General features: G+C 54.7%; 17 protein-coding genes and 1 pseudogene. 7 read left to right on the top strand and 11 right to left on the bottom strand.

Going from position 1 to position 16,967, the window contains the following annotated elements; all coding sequences use genetic code 11:
• Positions 1–93 precede the first annotated feature (93 nt).
• On the top strand, positions 94–756 hold the full coding sequence (locus G1E_RS05440) for a GntR family transcriptional regulator (RefSeq protein ID WP_023662964.1): 663 nt from the start codon (positions 94–96) through the stop codon (positions 754–756).
• 143 nt (positions 757–899) lie between these two features.
• Positions 900–1,834 (top strand): annotated as a pseudogene (locus G1E_RS05435) (IS5 family transposase); the annotation flags it as partial.
• On the opposite strand, the gene G1E_RS27300 reads toward G1E_RS05435, so the two are convergent.
• Positions 1,756–2,361 (bottom strand): heteromeric transposase endonuclease subunit TnsA, encoded by a 606-nt coding sequence (locus G1E_RS27300; RefSeq protein ID WP_228393862.1) that lies wholly within the window; start codon positions 2,359–2,361, stop codon positions 1,756–1,758. The pseudogene G1E_RS05435 and the gene G1E_RS27300 overlap by 79 nt on opposite strands.
• Positions 2,362–2,760: 399 nt before the next feature.
• Between G1E_RS27300 and G1E_RS05425 the strand changes: the two genes are divergently transcribed.
• Positions 2,761–2,955 carry a hypothetical protein gene (locus G1E_RS05425; protein WP_009682466.1) on the top strand — a complete coding sequence of 65 codons (195 nt, stop codon included), beginning with the start codon at positions 2,761–2,763 and terminating at the stop codon, positions 2,953–2,955.
• A 49-nt stretch (positions 2,956–3,004) separates the two neighbouring features.
• On the opposite strand, the gene G1E_RS28235 is transcribed toward G1E_RS05425, so the two are convergent.
• The 3 genes from G1E_RS28235 to G1E_RS05415 all read right to left on the bottom strand — a co-directional run bounded on the left by G1E_RS28235 (position 3,005) and on the right by G1E_RS05415 (position 4,641).
• The gene (locus tag G1E_RS28235; RefSeq protein ID WP_031325683.1) at positions 3,005–3,205 is read right to left on the bottom strand and encodes a hypothetical protein; all 201 of its coding nucleotides are present in this window, start codon (positions 3,203–3,205) and stop codon (positions 3,005–3,007) included.
• A gap of 17 nt (positions 3,206–3,222) precedes the next feature.
• Entirely contained in the window at positions 3,223–3,738 is a 516-nt protein-coding gene (locus G1E_RS05420; protein WP_009682468.1) for a hypothetical protein, read from the bottom strand.
• A gap of 141 nt (positions 3,739–3,879) precedes the next feature.
• The gene (locus G1E_RS05415; protein ID WP_009682469.1) at positions 3,880–4,641 is read right to left on the bottom strand and encodes a hypothetical protein; all 762 of its coding nucleotides are present in this window, start codon (positions 4,639–4,641) and stop codon (positions 3,880–3,882) included.
• A gap of 190 nt (positions 4,642–4,831) precedes the next feature.
• Here G1E_RS05415 and ligD point away from each other — a divergent pair, with 190 nt between their 5' ends.
• Positions 4,832–5,788, top strand: a complete 957-nt coding sequence (gene ligD, locus G1E_RS05410) for a non-homologous end-joining DNA ligase (protein WP_158622667.1) — start codon at positions 4,832–4,834, stop codon at positions 5,786–5,788.
• A 28-nt stretch (positions 5,789–5,816) separates the two neighbouring features.
• On the opposite strand, the gene G1E_RS05405 is transcribed toward ligD, so the two are convergent.
• From G1E_RS05405 to G1E_RS05375, 7 genes are read right to left on the bottom strand one after another with little or no spacing between them, the layout of a single operon-like run.
• Positions 5,817–5,996: a zinc ribbon domain-containing protein gene (locus G1E_RS05405; protein ID WP_009682473.1), complete on the bottom strand. Its 180-nt coding sequence runs from the start codon at positions 5,994–5,996 to the stop codon at positions 5,817–5,819.
• 49 nt (positions 5,997–6,045) lie between these two features.
• A complete protein-coding gene (locus tag G1E_RS05400) occupies positions 6,046–7,419 on the bottom strand; it encodes a hypothetical protein (RefSeq protein WP_009682474.1) in 1,374 nt (457 codons plus the stop codon).
• A gap of 9 nt (positions 7,420–7,428) precedes the next feature.
• The gene (locus tag G1E_RS05395; protein ID WP_009682475.1) at positions 7,429–9,669 is read right to left on the bottom strand and encodes a hypothetical protein; all 2,241 of its coding nucleotides are present in this window, start codon (positions 9,667–9,669) and stop codon (positions 7,429–7,431) included.
• 10 nt (positions 9,670–9,679) lie between these two features.
• The gene (dnaG, locus tag G1E_RS05390; RefSeq protein ID WP_009682476.1) at positions 9,680–10,963 is read right to left on the bottom strand and encodes a DNA primase; all 1,284 of its coding nucleotides are present in this window, start codon (positions 10,961–10,963) and stop codon (positions 9,680–9,682) included.
• Between the two features lie 9 nt (positions 10,964–10,972).
• Positions 10,973–11,962 (bottom strand): DsbC family protein, encoded by a 990-nt coding sequence (locus G1E_RS05385; RefSeq protein ID WP_009682477.1) that lies wholly within the window; start codon positions 11,960–11,962, stop codon positions 10,973–10,975.
• Positions 11,959–13,092 (bottom strand): hypothetical protein, encoded by a 1,134-nt coding sequence (locus G1E_RS05380; RefSeq protein WP_009682478.1) that lies wholly within the window; start codon positions 13,090–13,092, stop codon positions 11,959–11,961. The genes G1E_RS05385 and G1E_RS05380 overlap by 4 nt, the downstream gene beginning before the upstream one ends.
• A gap of 8 nt (positions 13,093–13,100) precedes the next feature.
• A complete protein-coding gene (locus tag G1E_RS05375) occupies positions 13,101–13,517 on the bottom strand; it encodes a lytic transglycosylase domain-containing protein (RefSeq protein ID WP_023662967.1) in 417 nt (138 codons plus the stop codon).
• Between the two features lie 138 nt (positions 13,518–13,655).
• On the opposite strand from G1E_RS05375, the gene G1E_RS05370 reads away from it, so the two are divergent.
• The 3 genes from G1E_RS05370 to G1E_RS05360 are packed head-to-tail and all read left to right on the top strand — an operon-like array spanning position 13,656 to position 16,963.
• Positions 13,656–16,184, top strand: a complete 2,529-nt coding sequence (locus G1E_RS05370; protein ID WP_009682480.1) for a type IA DNA topoisomerase — start codon at positions 13,656–13,658, stop codon at positions 16,182–16,184.
• The gene (locus G1E_RS05365) at positions 16,185–16,598 is read left to right on the top strand and encodes a hypothetical protein (RefSeq protein ID WP_009682481.1); all 414 of its coding nucleotides are present in this window, start codon (positions 16,185–16,187) and stop codon (positions 16,596–16,598) included.
• On the top strand, positions 16,595–16,963 hold the full coding sequence (locus G1E_RS05360) for a hypothetical protein (protein WP_009682482.1): 369 nt from the start codon (positions 16,595–16,597) through the stop codon (positions 16,961–16,963). Before G1E_RS05365 ends, G1E_RS05360 begins: the two co-directional genes overlap by 4 nt.
• Positions 16,964–16,967: the final 4 nt, after the last annotated feature.

Raw genomic sequence — 16,967 nt, 5'->3', positions numbered from 1 at the left:
TTCTGCGGAGGCTCCCCAAGACAGTGCCAATCCCGCCGGAGAAGGCGGTGTGATAGGCTACCCGGCTGCTAACTTCCATTGATAGCTGGTGCCATGCTCACTCAAAAAATTGTTTCCGCTATTTCAGACGCCATCTATCATCGCCGACTACCGCCAGGGACCAAGCTGAACGAGCGGGACATCGCTGAGCTGTTCGAAGTAAGCCGCACCGTTGTAAGGCAAGCGTTGATACGCTTGTCACAGGATCGGCTGGTAGTGGTCTCGCCTAAACGCTCCTCAACAGTTGCCTGCCCCACCTTCGATGACGCCTACCAGCTGTATCAAATGCTGCTGGTCATGGAAAGTGGGGTCATTGACCAGTTGACCCGCAGCATCAGTGAAAAAGATCTAGAAACTTTACGGGCTCATACCCTGAAGGAGCGAGTTGCCTTCGAAAACCACGACCACGATCTTGGCGACCAGCTTGGCCGGCAGTTTCACTCGCTACTCATTTCGTTTCTGCAGAACGACATCCTGAATCAAATCCATACCCAGCTTCGACGCCAAGAAGCGCTTATCAATGCCTTGTACCGTTCAGGATTCGACTACTGTCAGCTACGAAATGAGCATTCCCGTCTGGTCGACTGCCTCGAACTTAAAGATGGCGAATCGGCTAAGGCCCTGCTGGCCTCGCACTACAACCTGGTCATTAAGGGCTACAAGTTCGACACCGCAGTGCCCCCAGAAATCGACCTGAAATCGGTACTTGGTTTGTAGCGACGGAGGGTGTTGACGCTGCATCCACCCCCACAAGTTTTTCACTAGGCAGGGTGTTTAGGGACTCTCCGATCAAGTCAGCACAGGCAGCCGGACCTGTGCTGAAATAGCGCTCCGTTCATCCACGCCAAGAAGTCTTGCCCATGAGTCAGATGAGCTTCTCCGATTTCGAATATGCCGGTAAGCGCAAGCAAACCCGTCGTGAGCGTTTCCTGGCCGAGATGGAACAGGTCGTACCGTGGAGCGGACTGGTCGCATTGATCGAGCCGCATTACCCAAAGGCAGGTGGCGGTCGCAAACCCTATCCATTGGAAACCATGCTGCGCATTCATCTGCTGCAAAACTGGTTTTCACTGAGCGACCCCGCTATGGAGGAAGCGTTGTACGAGATCACCTCGATGCGCCAGTTCGCTCGACTGACGCTCAGCGCCCCGATCCCCGAAGACACGACGATCATGAACTTCCGGCATCTGCTGGAGAAGCACCAGTTGGCGGCGTGTATTCTGGAAACCATCAACGCGTACCTGCGAGACAAAGGCTTGTCGCTGCGCCAGGGCACGATCGTCGATGCCACGATCATCCACGCCCCCAGTTCGACCAAGAATAAGGAAGGCAAACGCGACCCGGAAATGCACCAGACGAAGAAAGGCAACCAGTACTTCTTCGGCATGAAGGCGCATATTGGTGCCGATGCTGAGTCGGGCCTGGTACATCACGTTCACGGCACTGCCGCGAACGTAGCTGACGTGACGGAGGTCGCTCAGCTACTGCATGGCGAAGAGAATGTCGTCTGTGCGGATGCGGGCTACACAGGCGTGGAAAAGCGGCCTGAACACGAGGGGCGCCAGGTGATATGGCAATCGCTGCCCGCCGCAGCACCTACAAACACTTGAGTAAACGCAGCGTACTATACAAAGCCAAGCGCAAGATCGAAAAGGCCAAGGCGCAAGTACGTGCGAAAGTGGAGCACCCGTTCCGGGTGATCCAACGCCAGTTCGGCTATGTGAAGACTCGCTTTCGCGGCTTGGCCAAGAACACGGCGCAACTGACCACGCTATTTGCGCTGTCGAATCTGTGGAGCTCGCTCGTCATGCTTAACGGAATATTCAGGTCGCAACAAACGACGCCCTTTGCGATCAGGTTCCACAACACGGGGATCAGCTCACCGCGCTGCTTGGGATCAGGAGCAAGCATTCCAAGGAGGTTGCCCACACTGATCAAGTTGTAGCTTTCAAATACACCCACGACTTGGGCGCGCTGAAGCGGGCCAGGCTCTCGGCTTCGAAACGGCCAAAGAAATTTGACGTTATCCAGATATGGCGTGCGGATTTCCCGTTCCGTGTAGACCTCAAAACGCCACCCGCGCTCAGCGCAGTACGATTTTGCCGCGCGAAATTTGGGCAACAGGTTTCGCCACTGCTCGCGAAAATTCGCTCGGTATTTGACCTCATAAAGGATTGGCGGCGGTGATGACGCCGATTCCTGGAATGTGATGAGGCCGTCGGGCGTGTACGACCGCTCCTCACCGGCATCGCCCTTGTATTCGATCCTAACGGGCTGAGGTAGGAAGCTGCTGACGCGGCGATCGAAGCGGACAAGCTCCATTAGGTCGCGCTCGAGGGTCGATTCAAACCGACCCATCAGCGGTACGATGCCTGTGACGCTACGACCGCTAACGCCGATGCTGCGGACCGGCAAAGTGGGCAGAGCCTTCTTCATTCTCATTGATCTCTAGAAACTAACCGTATTTTCTCATTTTACGATGTGTTTTACAGCGGCATCGCAGCGAACCTTACCGCACAGTTCTATGACGTTACCGAGGAGGTCGTGGAAGTACATGTACTGCAGCAAACAGCGCTGACTGCGACAGTCGTTGCATCGGCGCCTGGGGGTCATACTTGTACATTTCAAATGGTGCCGGCCCCTGCAGAAACAGCGGCTCCACATGGCTGGCTGATCGCACACACCAGCTGCAAGCCCTAAGCTTGGAGGAGGGCAAGGAACGTGAGTACCCGATTAACCGAAACAGCTACCCACGATGACTGGCAGGAATTTGAGCACGGTGGCCAGCGCTGGTCGTTCAACGCTGATGAGCTCGCCCAGCTCGATGAGGAAGACGGGTTCTTCCACTTCGTGGACTACCACCGACTGAGTAAACCGACAGTGGAACGTGTAGCGGCATTCATCGACAGCATGTGAACCATCAGCCCGCCCAGCGCGGGTTGAACTCAATCAGTGAGCAAGTCAGTTACGACTGGTGTGGATCGGCAGTGATGCGGATGGTTTGCTCCCTTGCCAACACGCGCTCGATGCGTTGAAACAACCCCTGATTCTTTGCCTTGGCTGCTGGGCGCAGCCGATCGGCCTCCTCGATCACAGCCTGCAGTGCTTTTGCTGGATCGGGTTGCTTGCTCGAATAGCCCAACCGTTGCCCAAGGTCGTACCGCAAGTTCTGCGCAGCGCCGTTTACCGCCTGAGTAAGTGTCTCCTCGCCACTCTCGAAACGGTCAAAATCCCGCCCGAATTGCGACGAAAGCCCCCCTCGTAATAGTCTTCCAGGTAGTTGCAGTCGAATAAGGCCAGATGAAGCTCCATGATCTCCAACAATTGCTCAGCTCGCCCGGGAGTCTCATCGGTGACTGAAGGGAAGCGCTTCGCGATCAGCCCGCTGATTGCTACCAAATAGGCTTTACGCGCCTTGTCTTCTCGTTTTTCGAGTTCAACCCGTACCTCTTTTGCCCGCTCAACGTGACGGTTAAGGTCGCGCAGGAGAACTGCAGCCCGCTTAAGCAGGTCGCGGTCCTCCATATCCAGGAGCTCGCTAAGGCCGATACTGGGGGTACTGAGCTGCTCCAGCTGATTGCAGGTAGCAGTGAGCTGGGCCTGCTGGGTTTTGAGGTCACTACCGCTGCTGTATTTGAGCACTTCGAGGACCTGCGCAGAGGTAATACGTCCGTAGAGCGGGGTCGATTTGGTAGCCATACTGGGGCCTCAGATAATCTTAAATGAAGCATCGGCCCAGCCTCGGAGATGGAGAGCGGCTAGGCCAGTTGGGGGGGCAAGCAGAACACCAGCTTACCATGCGAAGGTTCTAGCAAACCGAGCTGCTAAACCGGCGCGAAGTCAGGTCGCATGCTTCTTAGCGCGGCTCAGGTCCTGTACTCGTGAGGCCGAAATGCCTGCGAGTTTGGCCAACAATGAATGGGGGATAACACCCAAGAGGTGGTTGTATCTAACAGCTCTGGATACGCGCTCGTAAGGCTTCACGCCGAGAAAATCACGGCGCTTTTCGATGATGCTGTAAGGGACCCCTACAATGCGGCTGATCTTGGCGATCGACATGCTGTGCAATAGGGATTCGTAACCCAGCAAAGGACCATGGAAGTCCTGCAGAGGGGCTATTTCGATGGGTTGGAGTAGAGGAGCGACTGGCTCGAACCCGAGCGACTCTCTCGCTTGCTGTACGGCATCGAGCGGCACGTCGGACACTCGAGCTATCTCTTGATCACTCACGAAGCCGAAAAGGGGCTTGTAGGCCCTCAGAGGGTGTCCTATGGGTAGGCTTTGCTGCCGCGGTTTGGGCCTAAACACCGGCAGAATTTTTTGGGACTCCCTGTAGACTTTCACCATGTGGGCCGAGACGCCGCATCGAGCTGCAACAGAACGATCCGAGATAACCCCCAGCAAGTGCGTATAAGGAGCGATAGCTTGCGCTACGGTGTAGGGCGGCAATCCATACGCTTCTCTACGGCGTTTGATGGCGTGCCTCGAAGTGCCCACCTGCAGGGACAGGTGAAGATCTTTCATGGTGCCCAGTAGGTGGTCATAGTCCCGTGGTTTACCGATCGCAGCCGGATTTACGATCCTCGGTAGGCTTGCTTCCATTCAATGCTCCAACACTTGCTAAATGCCGCCGGCATTCCGGTAAAAACTCAACTCAGTTACGCGGCAAAAGGAACATGTTAACAGCCCTCAACCTGAGAGTTCATACCATCCTTTGGGCGGACGAGGTGATCTTTCTGACAATCCAGCACTCCACTCTGAAGGGAAATCTCAGTTAGCGAGGTCGCGGATCGTGCAACCACCCAAGGCACCGAATCCGGGTTGGATCGCTCCACAACTCGTGACTTTGACGACTCGGCCTCCGCAAGGCGAATGGAGGTACGAGATCAAGTACGACGGGTATCGCCTTTTAGTCCGGATCGATGGTGACCAGGTGCAGCTTTTTACGAAGAACGGTTTTGACTGGACCGATCGTATGCCACTGCTTACCAAAGACCTAGAACGCCTGGCCGTGCATTCGGCCTGGCTCGATGGTGAGGTCGTGATCCAGGAGGATGACGGTCGACCTGCCTTCCAAGCCCTGCAGTCGGCGTTCGCCTCAAAGGCCACCGATGACCTGGTATATGTGGCCTTTGATTTGCTGTATCTCAATGGTGCGGATCTTAGAGGTGAAGCTGTCGAGCTTAGGCGACAGGTCCTCGAGGCGCTTCTTGAGCATTGCCCAATGGAGCGAGTGCGGTTCTCCGTGACATTGGATGCTGACCCGATGCAATTGCTTGCCAATGCCTGCCGGATGAACTTAGAGGGAATCGTCGGGAAGCGAGACGGTAGCCGATACAGCAGCGCGCGGGACGGTGCCTGGGTGAAGCTCAAGTGTGGCAATCGGCAAGAATTCGTCATAGCCGGCTACACACGGGCTGCAGCCGGCATTGGCTCGCTATTGCTGGGCCTGCATAACGACGATGGTCAGCTGGTCTACGCAGGGAGGGTTCGCTCCGGGATCAGCGAGCGTACCCTAAAGGCTTTACGGGTTGCTCTCGCACCGCTTGCCCAGGATCGCACCCCTCTCATCGACCCGCCCCGTATGGAGCGCGCAGGGGTTGTGTGGCTTGCCCCGCAGCAGGTGTGTGAAGTGAAGTTCGCGGAGATTACCCCGGCCGGCAAGGTTCGGCACGCCGTGTTCGTCGGGTTACGCGACGACAAGCCGGCCGACGCCATCAGCCTGGAAAACGACAGCGAGCTGGACTGAGCGGACAACTTCCTCAGAAGGTTTTCCGTTAGTCGTGTTCGTTGGAGGCCAGCTCAACACCGCCGTCCCACTCGGCCTGGACCTCGGAACCGCACGACGCACAGGCCGTCGTCACCTCGGGCGCAGATTCCGGAAGTTGCAACTGGCCGGCATGCCCACAAGCCTCGCAGCGGTAGACGTACAGCACTATCGGGGCGGTCGTATCCATGGTCACGTTTTCCTATGGTCAGGCGTAGCGCTCAAGCCGGGAATGCAGTTCAAAAATGAATTTGCTTGAACTGCGCGATTTGTCCTTTCTCCAGCATACGGACTGCACCGCTGGTCTGGGGACGTAAATACTTTAGGTCTTTCACATCGATCTTGAGCTTGCGGGCAGCCTCATCCCAATCGGCAGTGGCCAGGTTCAGAAGCAGCAAGGTGCCAGCGTTCTTGATGAAGTCAGAGCTAAAATGTGCTGGGGACTGTCCTGCCAATAGAATGGACAACCCAAACTTACGCATTTCAGTGACGATGATGTTAATAGGATTGCTAACGTCCTCATCGTTAAATTTCTTGGATTCATCCAACACAACAAGGCGCCGCAGCTTTCCACCAGACTCACCTCGTTGCATCATCTCGCGGATGATGGAACGGAGGCGGAAGCGCACGAACATTTTTAGTTCGTCCTCGGATTGAGCCAAAGGTTTCAAATTGTAGCGCCGCACCCTTGCATTACCAAACGGGGGAGGGTTTGGGTTGAAAATGCCAGTAGCGTGAAGATTCTCAAGTCGAGTGATCACACTTAATACAACGTCCTTGCTGTGGTACTTGATGACATCCTCAAACTCATGGCCAGTTTCAATATTATTTAGGAAGGTCATATGTGCCTCGGCTGCTTTGTCTTTTGCCGAATTGAGTCGCTTCTGCTGTGCCTCCATATCTGCATCATCGCCTCGCGCTTTTGCTTTTGCGAGTTCAGTACGCCTTTTGTTCACCGCCGACATGCACCTGCAATATTCCTCAAAACAGCTCAAGGCTTTTTTTCCATCGCCACTGTCGTCCACCCCCATCCAAAGTGAACGCAGCTTTCGTTTCGCAAGCCGGATCACATCAGGTAGCGTAGGGTAAACACCACGGAGGTCATTCCACTGCTTTGTCTGAATTAAGTGGCGAATTTCATCCTCGGTCGCTTCACGCCGCACCCAGGTACGAGGATCACCAGGCAGTATGCCGCGGGCGGTGTACGCATCTGTTAGCAAATGCCGAAGCACACCTTCCTGATTACCGCCGAGCTTTCTTGAGGTTGAATTGATCGACTCAATGACGTCATTCACTGCGCGACGAACACCGCCATAATGCGGATCAGTATTTAGAATGAGCGGGTTGAACCCGTAGCGTGATGACTCACTAAACATGACGGTCTCTGTGCCAGGGATCTCGATATCACCGTGATAGTCGAAGATGTCGATTTCGATCTCTTCATTCATGTTCGTCACGAACTCGCGAATCCAATGAGTTTTACCAGCACCGGATGTCCCGGCAACACCAACATGGTGATTCGAAACTCGGTCCTCTGACCAAACAACAGGTAACTCAACGTTATCTTTTTTGAGTTTCCAGTAGTCGTTCCCCAATTTGATAGCTGTGGACATAAAAACTCCTTAGTCGTCGAAGGCTTCTTCGGGTATCTCTAGATCATCCCCTTCATCACCCAGCAACTCCTCGAATTCGTCTTCATCACGAACCTGGTGGTAATAGCCGGAGAGCCCTTTCGCCTCTGCAGCGTGTACTGCTTTTCGAGCAGCTTGGAACAACACAATGCCGCGTTGTTCAGGGCTCACTTCAAACCGGGTAATAGTGTCCATGTGAGCTGCCGTTGCCACAATTTCATCGAGAACCGGATCATCCAGCTTTGGATAGTAGGCGGATTCGACTCTGCGCAACTGGGCAGTTACGTAATCGACTGAATGGTGATCGGTTATGCTGATCTTTTCGGCGCTGTGAGGTAGCCGCGAATATTCTGGTCGCTCAATTTGAAGGAACCGGTTGATACGTGCCGACAGTTTGCTAGTTTTTTTGTGCTCATCCGGGATGTAGAAACTGGAGCTCGGAACAACGCTATCTTTGAAGATGACCATGCCTTCGCCGGCTTGGAGCTTTTTCAAATCAGGCAGCTCGATCTTGTTACGTTTCTCAATATTGGCTCCCGCTTGAGCGCGGAAAGAGGACTGCATGGCACCGGAGCTTTCATCGTAGCCACCCAGGACACTGTAATACCCTTCACCGCCAGCCTTGCGGATGAAGTCGTAGGTGTCCTCAGGGTCTTCCAATGCGAGCACCCACTTAACCTTGGTATTGGCCAGCATCGAAGCAGCTTCGTCAGCTGCCTCGCCACGTTTCAGACCTTGCATGTCTTGAACTGCCGCAACCATCATGAAGCCCAGACTACGAGCCTGTGCGAACATTACAGCGATCCCTGCAGCAAAGTAGTAAGCCAGCTCATCACTGATGATGAGGTAGGGGTTGGGCGCATTGGTCGCTTTTGTGTCGAGCACCTGCTCTTTCGTCCCCTCCAGTTTGTAACCGAGGTTCTGTGCCATCATCAACCGAATGGACGAGATATAGAGCTTGCCCAGCGATGCCGCTTCGGAGGCTGATTTCTCCAGGCTCGGGATCATCACCACAAGCAGCCTATCGTTAAGCAACACATCCATCATGTCGATTTCCGGATACTTGTCGCTGAACACGTGCGAGTAGGTATCCATCATCATCGAGAAAATTCGCGAGAATTGACCAGTCAAATAGCCATGCTGGTTAAATACCTCCGCGTCCCATTTAGAAGGATCGTCCACCAAGTCGGGGTTGAAGCCCGGCAGGCCGGTCTCAAAGTACGCTTTGATAGGCAGGTAGGCAGTCTCGGGAATCAGTCCCTGCTGGCCTTCTTTGTATAGCTCGACCAGATTCTTCAGCGCGAGATAATGCCGGAAGGTAGCAACGGAAATTTCAATTTCGCCCCTGGCGCGTTTGTAGCAGAGCGTCCTGATCACTGCGTCGACCATGTTGATCGCTTTTTCTTGCCACTTCGCACCATCGCCACTGGCCGCAGGCAGCAGCGACGCCAAGAGCTGCAGCAAAAAGTCGGCAGCACCGTCACCAAAGGGATTCAGCGAGTTCGACTGCGCTCTAAAGTCCGAGGTCCACTCTTTTCCATTCTCGCGTGCCACCATGCTATCGAATGGGTCCATACCCCCGGTCAAATAGTTGAGGATCAAGAAGTCATCTTCACGGCCTAGGCGCCTGGCAAGCGACCACAGGCAAAATGCTAGGTTGGAGTCTGCTTTGCCGTCTGCGTAGCAAGCTCCCGATCCCCAGCAAAGTGCGTTGAAGAACAGCGCCATGAGAGTTTCACTTTTTCCACTGCCGGTGGTTCCAGGAATCCACATATGCGTACGGCAGTCGGAGTTGTTGAGCCAAAGTTCTCGACCTTCGTCTTCACTCCTTGCAATGCCCTCGGCGTTTGGCGTACGCAAATACCCCAGATACATGATGCCACCAGCAGCAAGGAGCTTGCGAAACGTCCGAGAGCTTTTAAATAAGCCCCACAAGGTTTTTTGTTCGACCAGTTCTTCGTAATAATCAGTTCGATCTTTACCACCGATGTCTTTTGGCATGCGCAATGGCATTCGAAAACGCTGATCATTGAAGGACATAACCATCATGCACATGATCAGTATCCAAACAGGCCACGCGGCAGGTTGATAGATCATCAACCCAATAAGTGCGAGCATCGCCAGCTTGAAGTTATTTGGCCGATGAAGTGAGACCATAAATCGGGTCCAAGCTGACCGGGTGTCTCTGGACAAGCGTCCAGCTTGGATCTCGTGTTGAGAATCGATAGCCATTAATCGTCTCCTACGCGCTCAAGGTAATGCCAATAGCGCGTTCAAATTGCAAGCTAAGCGCTTTTTTGAAGAGAGCCGCATCGCGAATACGGGCTATGACAGCCCGACCGCGCTCCGCTGCTTTAACCTGGGATTCGGGGATCTCGATATCCAGACGGTGCTTAACAAAATCGGTCAGAAAACGGCTGAGCGGTTGCGCTTGGTTCAGCATCTCAATCCAATATTCGAGACCGTTTTCTCGCAGGACACTGTCCGGGTCGGTACCTTCTGGAAGGAATAAGAATTGAGCATTTTTCCCATCGCACATTTCTTCCAAAACAACCGCAGAGGATCTTAAAGCCGCTTTTCGTCCCGCTTTATCGCCATCGAAGGCGAATGTAACGGTATCTGCGTTTTGAAAGAGCCTACGCATTTGCACATTGGTAAGGGACGTGCCCATGGGAGCAACTGCCCGCGAATCACCAGCCTGGTGGAGGCTCAACACATCGAAAAAGCCTTCGACCACCACCGCATGTCTGTCAGCGCGGATGAATTGGCGGGCGATGTTGAAGGCATACAGCTCCTCGCCTTTATGAAAAAGTTTCGTCTCTGGCGAGTTAATGTATTTAGGCGTTCGGTCAGGGCTCTCAATAACAGATCGGCCAGCAAAGCCAACCAGGGCCCCGCCGTGGTCGTGAATCGGGATCATTATCCGGCTTCGAAATCTGTCAAATAACCGGCCATCTTCGGCTTCACATACCAGACCACAATCAATCAGGATCTGCCGGTCGTGGCGCTTCAGCAGGAGATCTGCAATACCAGTACCTACGGTGCCTAAACCGTATTTACCGATCGTCTCGGAACTCAACCCTCGCTGTTGAGTCAGGTAGCCATATGACTTTGCATTCCTCTGAATGCCTCCGGCATAGAGGGTTTGGGCATCCTTGAGGGCTCGGTACATGGCTGCCAACTCTGCATTCCGGGCTTGATCTGCCGCAGTATCCTGGCAGGGCTCAGGGAGTTGGATGCCCGAAAACTCGGCAACCGCTGCAACGGCATCAGGGAAGGGCAGGTGGTGATGGTCCATCATCCACGTGATAGCGTCACCCTTCGCGTCACATCCATAGCAGCGGTAGAAATTACGCTCTGGGGAAACACTAAACGACGGCGTTTTTTCTTTGTGGAAGGGGCAACAAGCGCTAAAGTTTTTGCCCGATTTCTTCAGTGTAATGTCACGCGATATCAACCCTACCAAATCCGCTGCTTGGCGGACTCGGTCGAGAAACTCGTCACTGTATCTAACGTACTTCCCCATGGGCGATCCCTACTGAGCCTGCGTCTGTTCCAGCCACTGGGCAATAGCTGCCGCTTGGTTGGGAAGGGTGAGCGGCGTCTGCGCGCCCTGCTGGTTGATCACTGTTGGGGTGCCCAGGAACTGCAGTTTTCTGAAGACTTGGTCATTGGCCCGAACATGGGTAAGGCCTTCCTCGCATACAGGCCCATCGATCGGCCGCCCCTTGGCGATGGCTTTCCACATCGAGGCGCGCTGCTCGATCGGAGCGCAAAGCATCTGTGCGATAGGCTTGGCTGAGCCTTCACCACCGATCACCGATACAGGGAAGATCTCAACGGTATGATCCGCGGCGAGCTGCTCGAGCTCAGGCTCGAATTTCTGGCAATGAGGGCAAGAAGGATCAGAGAAGACGTAGACAGTCCCTTTAGCCCCTTCGGATAGCTTCACTGAATACTTGCCGGTAGCCACCCCGGCCTTGATCGCCTCGCGGACAATTTTCGGGTCTGTTGGTTTGGGAAGGCCGGGGATGTTAGAGAGGTCTGGGGCAGGCTGTTGGAATGTCTGTGGGTTCTGTGGGGCAAATGTCGGGGTAGGGGTCTGTGGTGTTTGGAGACCGCTTCCCGAACCATACTGCGCCTCGGTAGGCGCCTGCAGCCCGGTCAGTTTTGCCGCAAACATGTTCAGGCCGAGGGCAAAAATGATTGCGAAAGCGGGGATAACTCCCCACTTTACGATCCCTTTGGCCCGGGAGGTCCAGCGCCGGCGCAATCCATGCGAAACAATAGCGCTCTGGAGTGCATCAAAGGCGTCAGTAGCCAGTTGTTCGGTGCCAAAGGACTCGAGAACGACCTGCTCCAGCTTCCCGCCAAATGCGCTGGTCACGAGGATCTGCTTACCCTCACGCTTCAGAGACAGCCCGCGCTCCAAGGGCAACAACGATACACTCCGTTCTTCACCAGTCGAGCCGAAGTGAATGTGAAGGGTGTTGTCGTATTGACGAATCTTGTCTCGGTTCTTCATTGGATATCTCCAGTATTGAGGTCGACGAGACCAAGCTTGGCCAGATACTTTTCAACCCCGTCGATTGCATCTTCGATAAATGGCTCGGTTAATCTATAACCCGTGTCATCGGCGTAACTTTCCCAGTGGGTCTGCGTGTAAACTGCTCCCGCTTCTATAAGCGGAGCTTTACGCTTACCTAAATTCAGCGCGTAAAACAAAGGGCGGTCCATCCCTTTCAACCAACGAAACTGAGACGATGGCAATTTTCCCAAATTACTAGCTTGCTGGTGCATGGCATAAAGCATTGTTCTAGGGTAGGGGTGTTTATCAAGAAAAGTTTGAGCTTCCGGGTGTATGGCATACTTCTTGAAAGCATCGTCAGCCAAGCTCAAATCGGGGTAGCCCTTTTTTCCCTCAAAGGTGTTGTGGTGGCATGAACGATTCAGAGCGTCCAGCAGCTCCTGGGCCTTTTTCATATCGCGCCCATCCGATAACAGCCTGGCGCCGAACACTGCAAACAGGGCTCGCTCGGTAGGACTCAGCTCATTCAGGCTTTTGATCCGGCTACCCAAGTCTTTCACCAGCAGCTCCCGGCAGCGCTCCCGGTCGAGCCGTCGGTTGACGATGAGGCCACGCTGCAGAGCCCATTCTTCGGGATGGATCGCGCTGCGATGCTCCTCAGGATCTTCATTCAAAAGCAGCGTGTGCGGATCGCCGTAATACAAGGACGGGATGATTGCGGGCGAATGGTTAGACATCACCCATGGCAGCGTTTCTACTGTGATAACTCGGCGAGTTTTGTTAGCCGCGTGCCGATGCGCCGCACGAAATCCACGTAGCGCTAATATGACGGGGATGAAAATGAAAAAGTACCCGGAAATATTGAGCAGACGCAGCAAGTCAGCAAACTTTACTTGCGAGGGGTTCATCGCAAGCTGGGCCGCTTCGTATCGCCACAGGCGAATTTGATCTGGCATAAATGACCAATCAAACACACCAAGTTGGTGCCAAGCCCATTTCAACCCCCAGTAGCTGATCGTGCCGTGCCAGCGAGACCAGCACATCCAGCCAAACACAACAGGAAGTGCGATCATCACCAACCACACAACTCCCATACCATCAGACTCACCCTGGTTATGGCGCGCCATATTCCCTCCTAGAATCTCAATGAGTTGTTATATACGCGCTGTATATAGGGATATTTGAATTTCGGAGTTCTTGAGTGGTAGTGCCCAACACCGTCCCAAAAACTCCCACCGGCCTGATTAATTTCGTACCGCAGGATGTAAGCGCCGGCCCTTGCCGCCCAGCAGAAATCGCTCGTGATGAGTTCGGGCGGGACGCCGAACTCGCTTTGCAGGCGGTTTGCCCAAACCGTGTTGATCTGGAAGGGCCCGTGATCGACCGTCCCGTTCTTGTTCACGCTCTTCAACGGTTCACCGCTGCCGCTCTCGGTAAGCCATACAGCGATTAGGCCACGCAATGGCAGGCTGTAATCCCGAGCAGCCTGCACCATGCAGGCAGGTACCAGGTCTTGGGCGACATCAGGCGGTGGAGCGGGAATTGGAACCATTAGGCAATCCTTCCGTAATAACCCGTGATGGTTTATGATTTTCCGTATGATAGCTATTCTACGGAATCAAGGCAAGGCAAACCATACCAGTCGCTGGGTAGGTCCAGACGGCTCCAGACTTAAGGGTAAGGAGGGTTGATGGAAAAAATTCTTTGGATCGCTGAGAAAGAATCCCAGCTATCGCAGGGTGTATTCCCTGTGCTCAATGGACACTCTTCTGATCGTGGGGCAGGCTGGACGAAACATGGTAACGACTGGTGCGTATGGCTGGATGGACATGCCTTCCAACAGGCGACGCCTGATGACTATTTGCCGGACGATCTGCCTACTACCGGCAAGGGTCGGAAAATTTGGCGGATGGAAGATCTGCCAATTATTCCACCAGAACAACAATGGAAAATTCTGCCTGATCCTCGCAAACGGCCCCGGCTCAGCAAGCTGAAAGAGCTTCTGGCCTGGTGTGACGTTGTGTACCACCTTGGCGATCCGGATAGCGAGGGACAAAGTCTGGTCGACGAGGCGCTTGAGTACTATCGCTGCCGCAAGCCTGTTAAACGGGTGTTGATCAACGACTACAACCCCAGCAAGGTCCGCGAAGCACTCGCCAATATGCGTGACAACTCTGACCCGCTGTTCAGTGGATGGCGGTTGTGGGGGCTTGCTCGGAGCCGTTATGACTGGCTTTTGGGCATGAACGGTACAAGGGCGATGACCCTTCGAGGGCGCGACATGGGCCACCAAGGATTGCTGCCCGTTGGTAGCGTGCAAAGCCCTCTGCTGTACGTCGTCCGCGAGCGGGACCGAGCGATCGAGTCTTTCAAGCCTGTCCCTTATCAAGACATCACTGCCGTTTTCACAGCCGAAGCTGGGATTTCAATCCGCGGCCGCTGGATGCCACAGGATGACCAGGCTGGCCTGGATGAATCCGGTCGCCTGGTCGACGAAGGGGTTGCTAAATCCCTCCTTGCACGCCTGCAGGATGGTGTGCCCGGGGAAGCCTCAGTCATCGAGCACTCGGTCACCGACAAGAAGAAGGAGCCCCCACTTCCCTTGTCCATGAATGAATTGCAAATGGAAGGTTTCAGCCGCTTCGGCTACACCGGTGACGAGGTAATGGAGGCCGCGCAAAAGCTCTACGACACCTACAAGGTCATGACATATCCTCGTACCGATGTGCGCTTCCTTTCTGAAGCCCATCATGCCGAGGCGCCCTGCGTGATCGCCGGCATCATACAGCTGCGGCCAGATCTGCAGGCCATTGCTCGTGAGCTGGACCCATACCGCAAATCAGCAGCCTTCAATGATGCGAAAATGCGTACTCCCACGGGGGAACCCACCCCGCATCACGGCATCATCCCTTCAATCCCGGAAAATCCAGTCAATGTGGCTGACTGGTCGGAGCCTGAGCGGAACGTGTACGACATGGTGGTGCGGGCGTATCTTGCCCAGTTTGCAGCCGATTACCGGTATCGGTCGATGGTGTTGCGCATTCGCGTTCAGGTTGGTGAGGTGTTCGCCGCAACTGGTGTCTGCCCAACCGAGCAAGGTTGGAAAGCTGTTTACAAGGAACCCCCACCGCTGGATGGTGCGCCCGCCGAAGATGAAGGGCCCGAGGGTGAACTCCCTAATGTGCAGATCGGCGATCTGTTGCAGTGGCTGGAAGTAAGTGCAACAGGCAAGGTGACTACTGCGCCACCGCGCTTTGACGACAACATGCTCCTCGATGCAATGAAAAACTTGCATCGATACGTAGACGATGTGGAGTTGAAAAAGCGGCTCAAAGAGGGTGAGGGGATAGGTACTACTGCCACTCGTGCAGGCATCATCGCCGACATGAAGCGACGTAGCCTGTTTGTGCCGGCGGGGGGAAAGGGCAAAAAGCTCATGACCAGCCCTGAAGCCAGGAGCTTGATTGACGCTCTGCCCATGCGCGTTAAAGACCCCGCACAAGCCGGTGCCTTCAAGCGCTCGCTGGATCAAGTCGCTGATGGAGCGATGAGCCTGAGCGACTTCATGCGCTACGCCGAGGAATTCGTTCGTGACGTTGTAGCCACGGCCAAGGACGCCTCTATCACGCCCCTCCCGCCCGCAGCTGGCGAAGGCGTTCCCTGTCCTAACTGCAAGAGCGCATTGCAAAACCGGGGCAAGCGTACCGTATGTTCCAGCTGCGAGTTCGTGCTTTGGCACGAGGTATCAGGAAAGACTCTCACTCCAGGCCAGGTCGAACTGTTGTTGGTGAAGGGTGAAACACCTGTCATCAAGGGCTTCGTGAGTCGTCAAAAGCAGTCCAAGTTTTCCGCGAAGCTGAGGCTGGACACCGGCACAGGAAAAACGACGTTCGTGTTCGACTCAGCACCCAGCACCCCAGATCGTCCAGCTCCAGCTGTGCCGGCGATGTCGTCCAACAAGCTTGAGTGCCCACGCTGCTCAGGTGAGATTGCAGCGGTACCAGGTCACTTTGAATGCAAAGCGTGCCAGTTCAAAGTCGGTGCAGTGATCGCCAGTAGGCCGCTGAGTGCTTCTGAAGCGGATGCGCTGTTCAAGAGCGGGATTACGGAGAAGCTCTCTGGATTTCTCAACCGTGAAAAGCGCCCATTCACCGCTTACCTCAAACTCAACCGGGATAGCTGGAAAGTCGAATTCGACTTCGGCAAGAAGGTGGGCTGAATGATCACCGATTTCCTGAACGAACATGACCGGCAGCTGCTGGCCCACGAAAAGGGTTTCCAGGATCTGGTGCTGCAGCACATGCGAGCGCTACCTGCGCTGGAGTGGATGAGGTTCAGAACCATCGCCCGGGACAATAGCGCTTGGGGAGATGCCGCCGCGCGAAGCCTCTACAAACACGAGGAGGTGCTGCACGCATCACTCAACCTGCCAACGTTGGGTTTGGGCGACTTGCCCAAATCCTATGCCGCCGGGTCCAGCGTCATAGGCCAGCTCGGGGGACAACCCGTGCTCTATTTTGAGGGCACTGGCTATTACGCATGGGCCATGGCTCCCGAAACATCGTCAATCCTCGAGGCTTCAATCACTTATCCAGCCTACCCGCCAGGGTGGGCTGAAGGAGATCGTTCATGATTCGCCGCACATTGCCGATCCTGCTGATGATCCTATTGGCTGGCTGCAACCAGGAGTCAGGGGCATCAAAAGAGCCTGGCGAACACAGGGAAGTTATCCAGGGGATGCACACCCAATTTATTAAAGTCACCGAGGGTCAGAATCAGTGGTATGAGATGGCCATTTCGGTAGACGACAGCAATACGTTCCGCATGCCAGTGTTCTTTGCTGAGGACGGAAAATTGGTTCGTGTCGATGACAAGCAAGCTCGCAAGCTGTTTGATCGGTGGCTCAAAGAACGAGCCAAAGGGATAGCAGCGTTCAGTTCAGTAGACGAGCAGGTTGGCTTCAAAGGGCCATTCCTGGCGCTCGACGTCAAACGGTAGGGAA

Origin of the sequence: Pseudomonas sp. TJI-51, from assembly GCF_000190455.2 — a bacterium.
GTDB classification, from domain to species: domain Bacteria; phylum Pseudomonadota; class Gammaproteobacteria; order Pseudomonadales; family Pseudomonadaceae; genus Aquipseudomonas; species Aquipseudomonas juntendi.
The sequence above is the reverse complement of the archived record's forward strand: the minus strand, read 5'-3'. Positions and strand labels throughout refer to the sequence as shown.

Bases quoted from the DNA above. Each gene is read 5' to 3' on its own strand.
- G1E_RS05375 (WP_023662967.1), bottom strand. From the start codon at position 13,517: ATGGTTCCAATTCCCGCTCCACCGCCTGATGTCGCCCAAGACCTGGTA.
- dnaG (WP_009682476.1), bottom strand. From the start codon at position 10,963: ATGGGGAAGTACGTTAGATACAGTGACGAGTTTCTCGACCGAGTCCGC.
- G1E_RS05360 (WP_009682482.1), top strand. From the start codon at position 16,595: ATGATTCGCCGCACATTGCCGATCCTGCTGATGATCCTATTGGCTGGC.
- G1E_RS05405 (WP_009682473.1), bottom strand. From the start codon at position 5,996: ATGGATACGACCGCCCCGATAGTGCTGTACGTCTACCGCTGCGAGGCT.
- G1E_RS05400 (WP_009682474.1), bottom strand. From the start codon at position 7,419: ATGTCCACAGCTATCAAATTGGGGAACGACTACTGGAAACTCAAAAAA.
- G1E_RS05370 (WP_009682480.1), top strand. From the start codon at position 13,656: ATGGAAAAAATTCTTTGGATCGCTGAGAAAGAATCCCAGCTATCGCAG.
- G1E_RS05415 (WP_009682469.1), bottom strand. From the start codon at position 4,641: ATGGAAGCAAGCCTACCGAGGATCGTAAATCCGGCTGCGATCGGTAAA.
- G1E_RS27300 (WP_228393862.1), bottom strand. From the start codon at position 2,361: ATGGAGCTTGTCCGCTTCGATCGCCGCGTCAGCAGCTTCCTACCTCAG.
- G1E_RS05395 (WP_009682475.1), bottom strand. From the start codon at position 9,669: ATGGCTATCGATTCTCAACACGAGATCCAAGCTGGACGCTTGTCCAGA.
- G1E_RS05385 (WP_009682477.1), bottom strand. From the start codon at position 11,962: ATGAAGAACCGAGACAAGATTCGTCAATACGACAACACCCTTCACATT.
- G1E_RS05365 (WP_009682481.1), top strand. From the start codon at position 16,185: ATGATCACCGATTTCCTGAACGAACATGACCGGCAGCTGCTGGCCCAC.
- G1E_RS05420 (WP_009682468.1), bottom strand. From the start codon at position 3,738: ATGGCTACCAAATCGACCCCGCTCTACGGACGTATTACCTCTGCGCAG.
- G1E_RS05440 (WP_023662964.1), top strand. From the start codon at position 94: ATGCTCACTCAAAAAATTGTTTCCGCTATTTCAGACGCCATCTATCAT.
- G1E_RS05380 (WP_009682478.1), bottom strand. From the start codon at position 13,092: ATGGCGCGCCATAACCAGGGTGAGTCTGATGGTATGGGAGTTGTGTGG.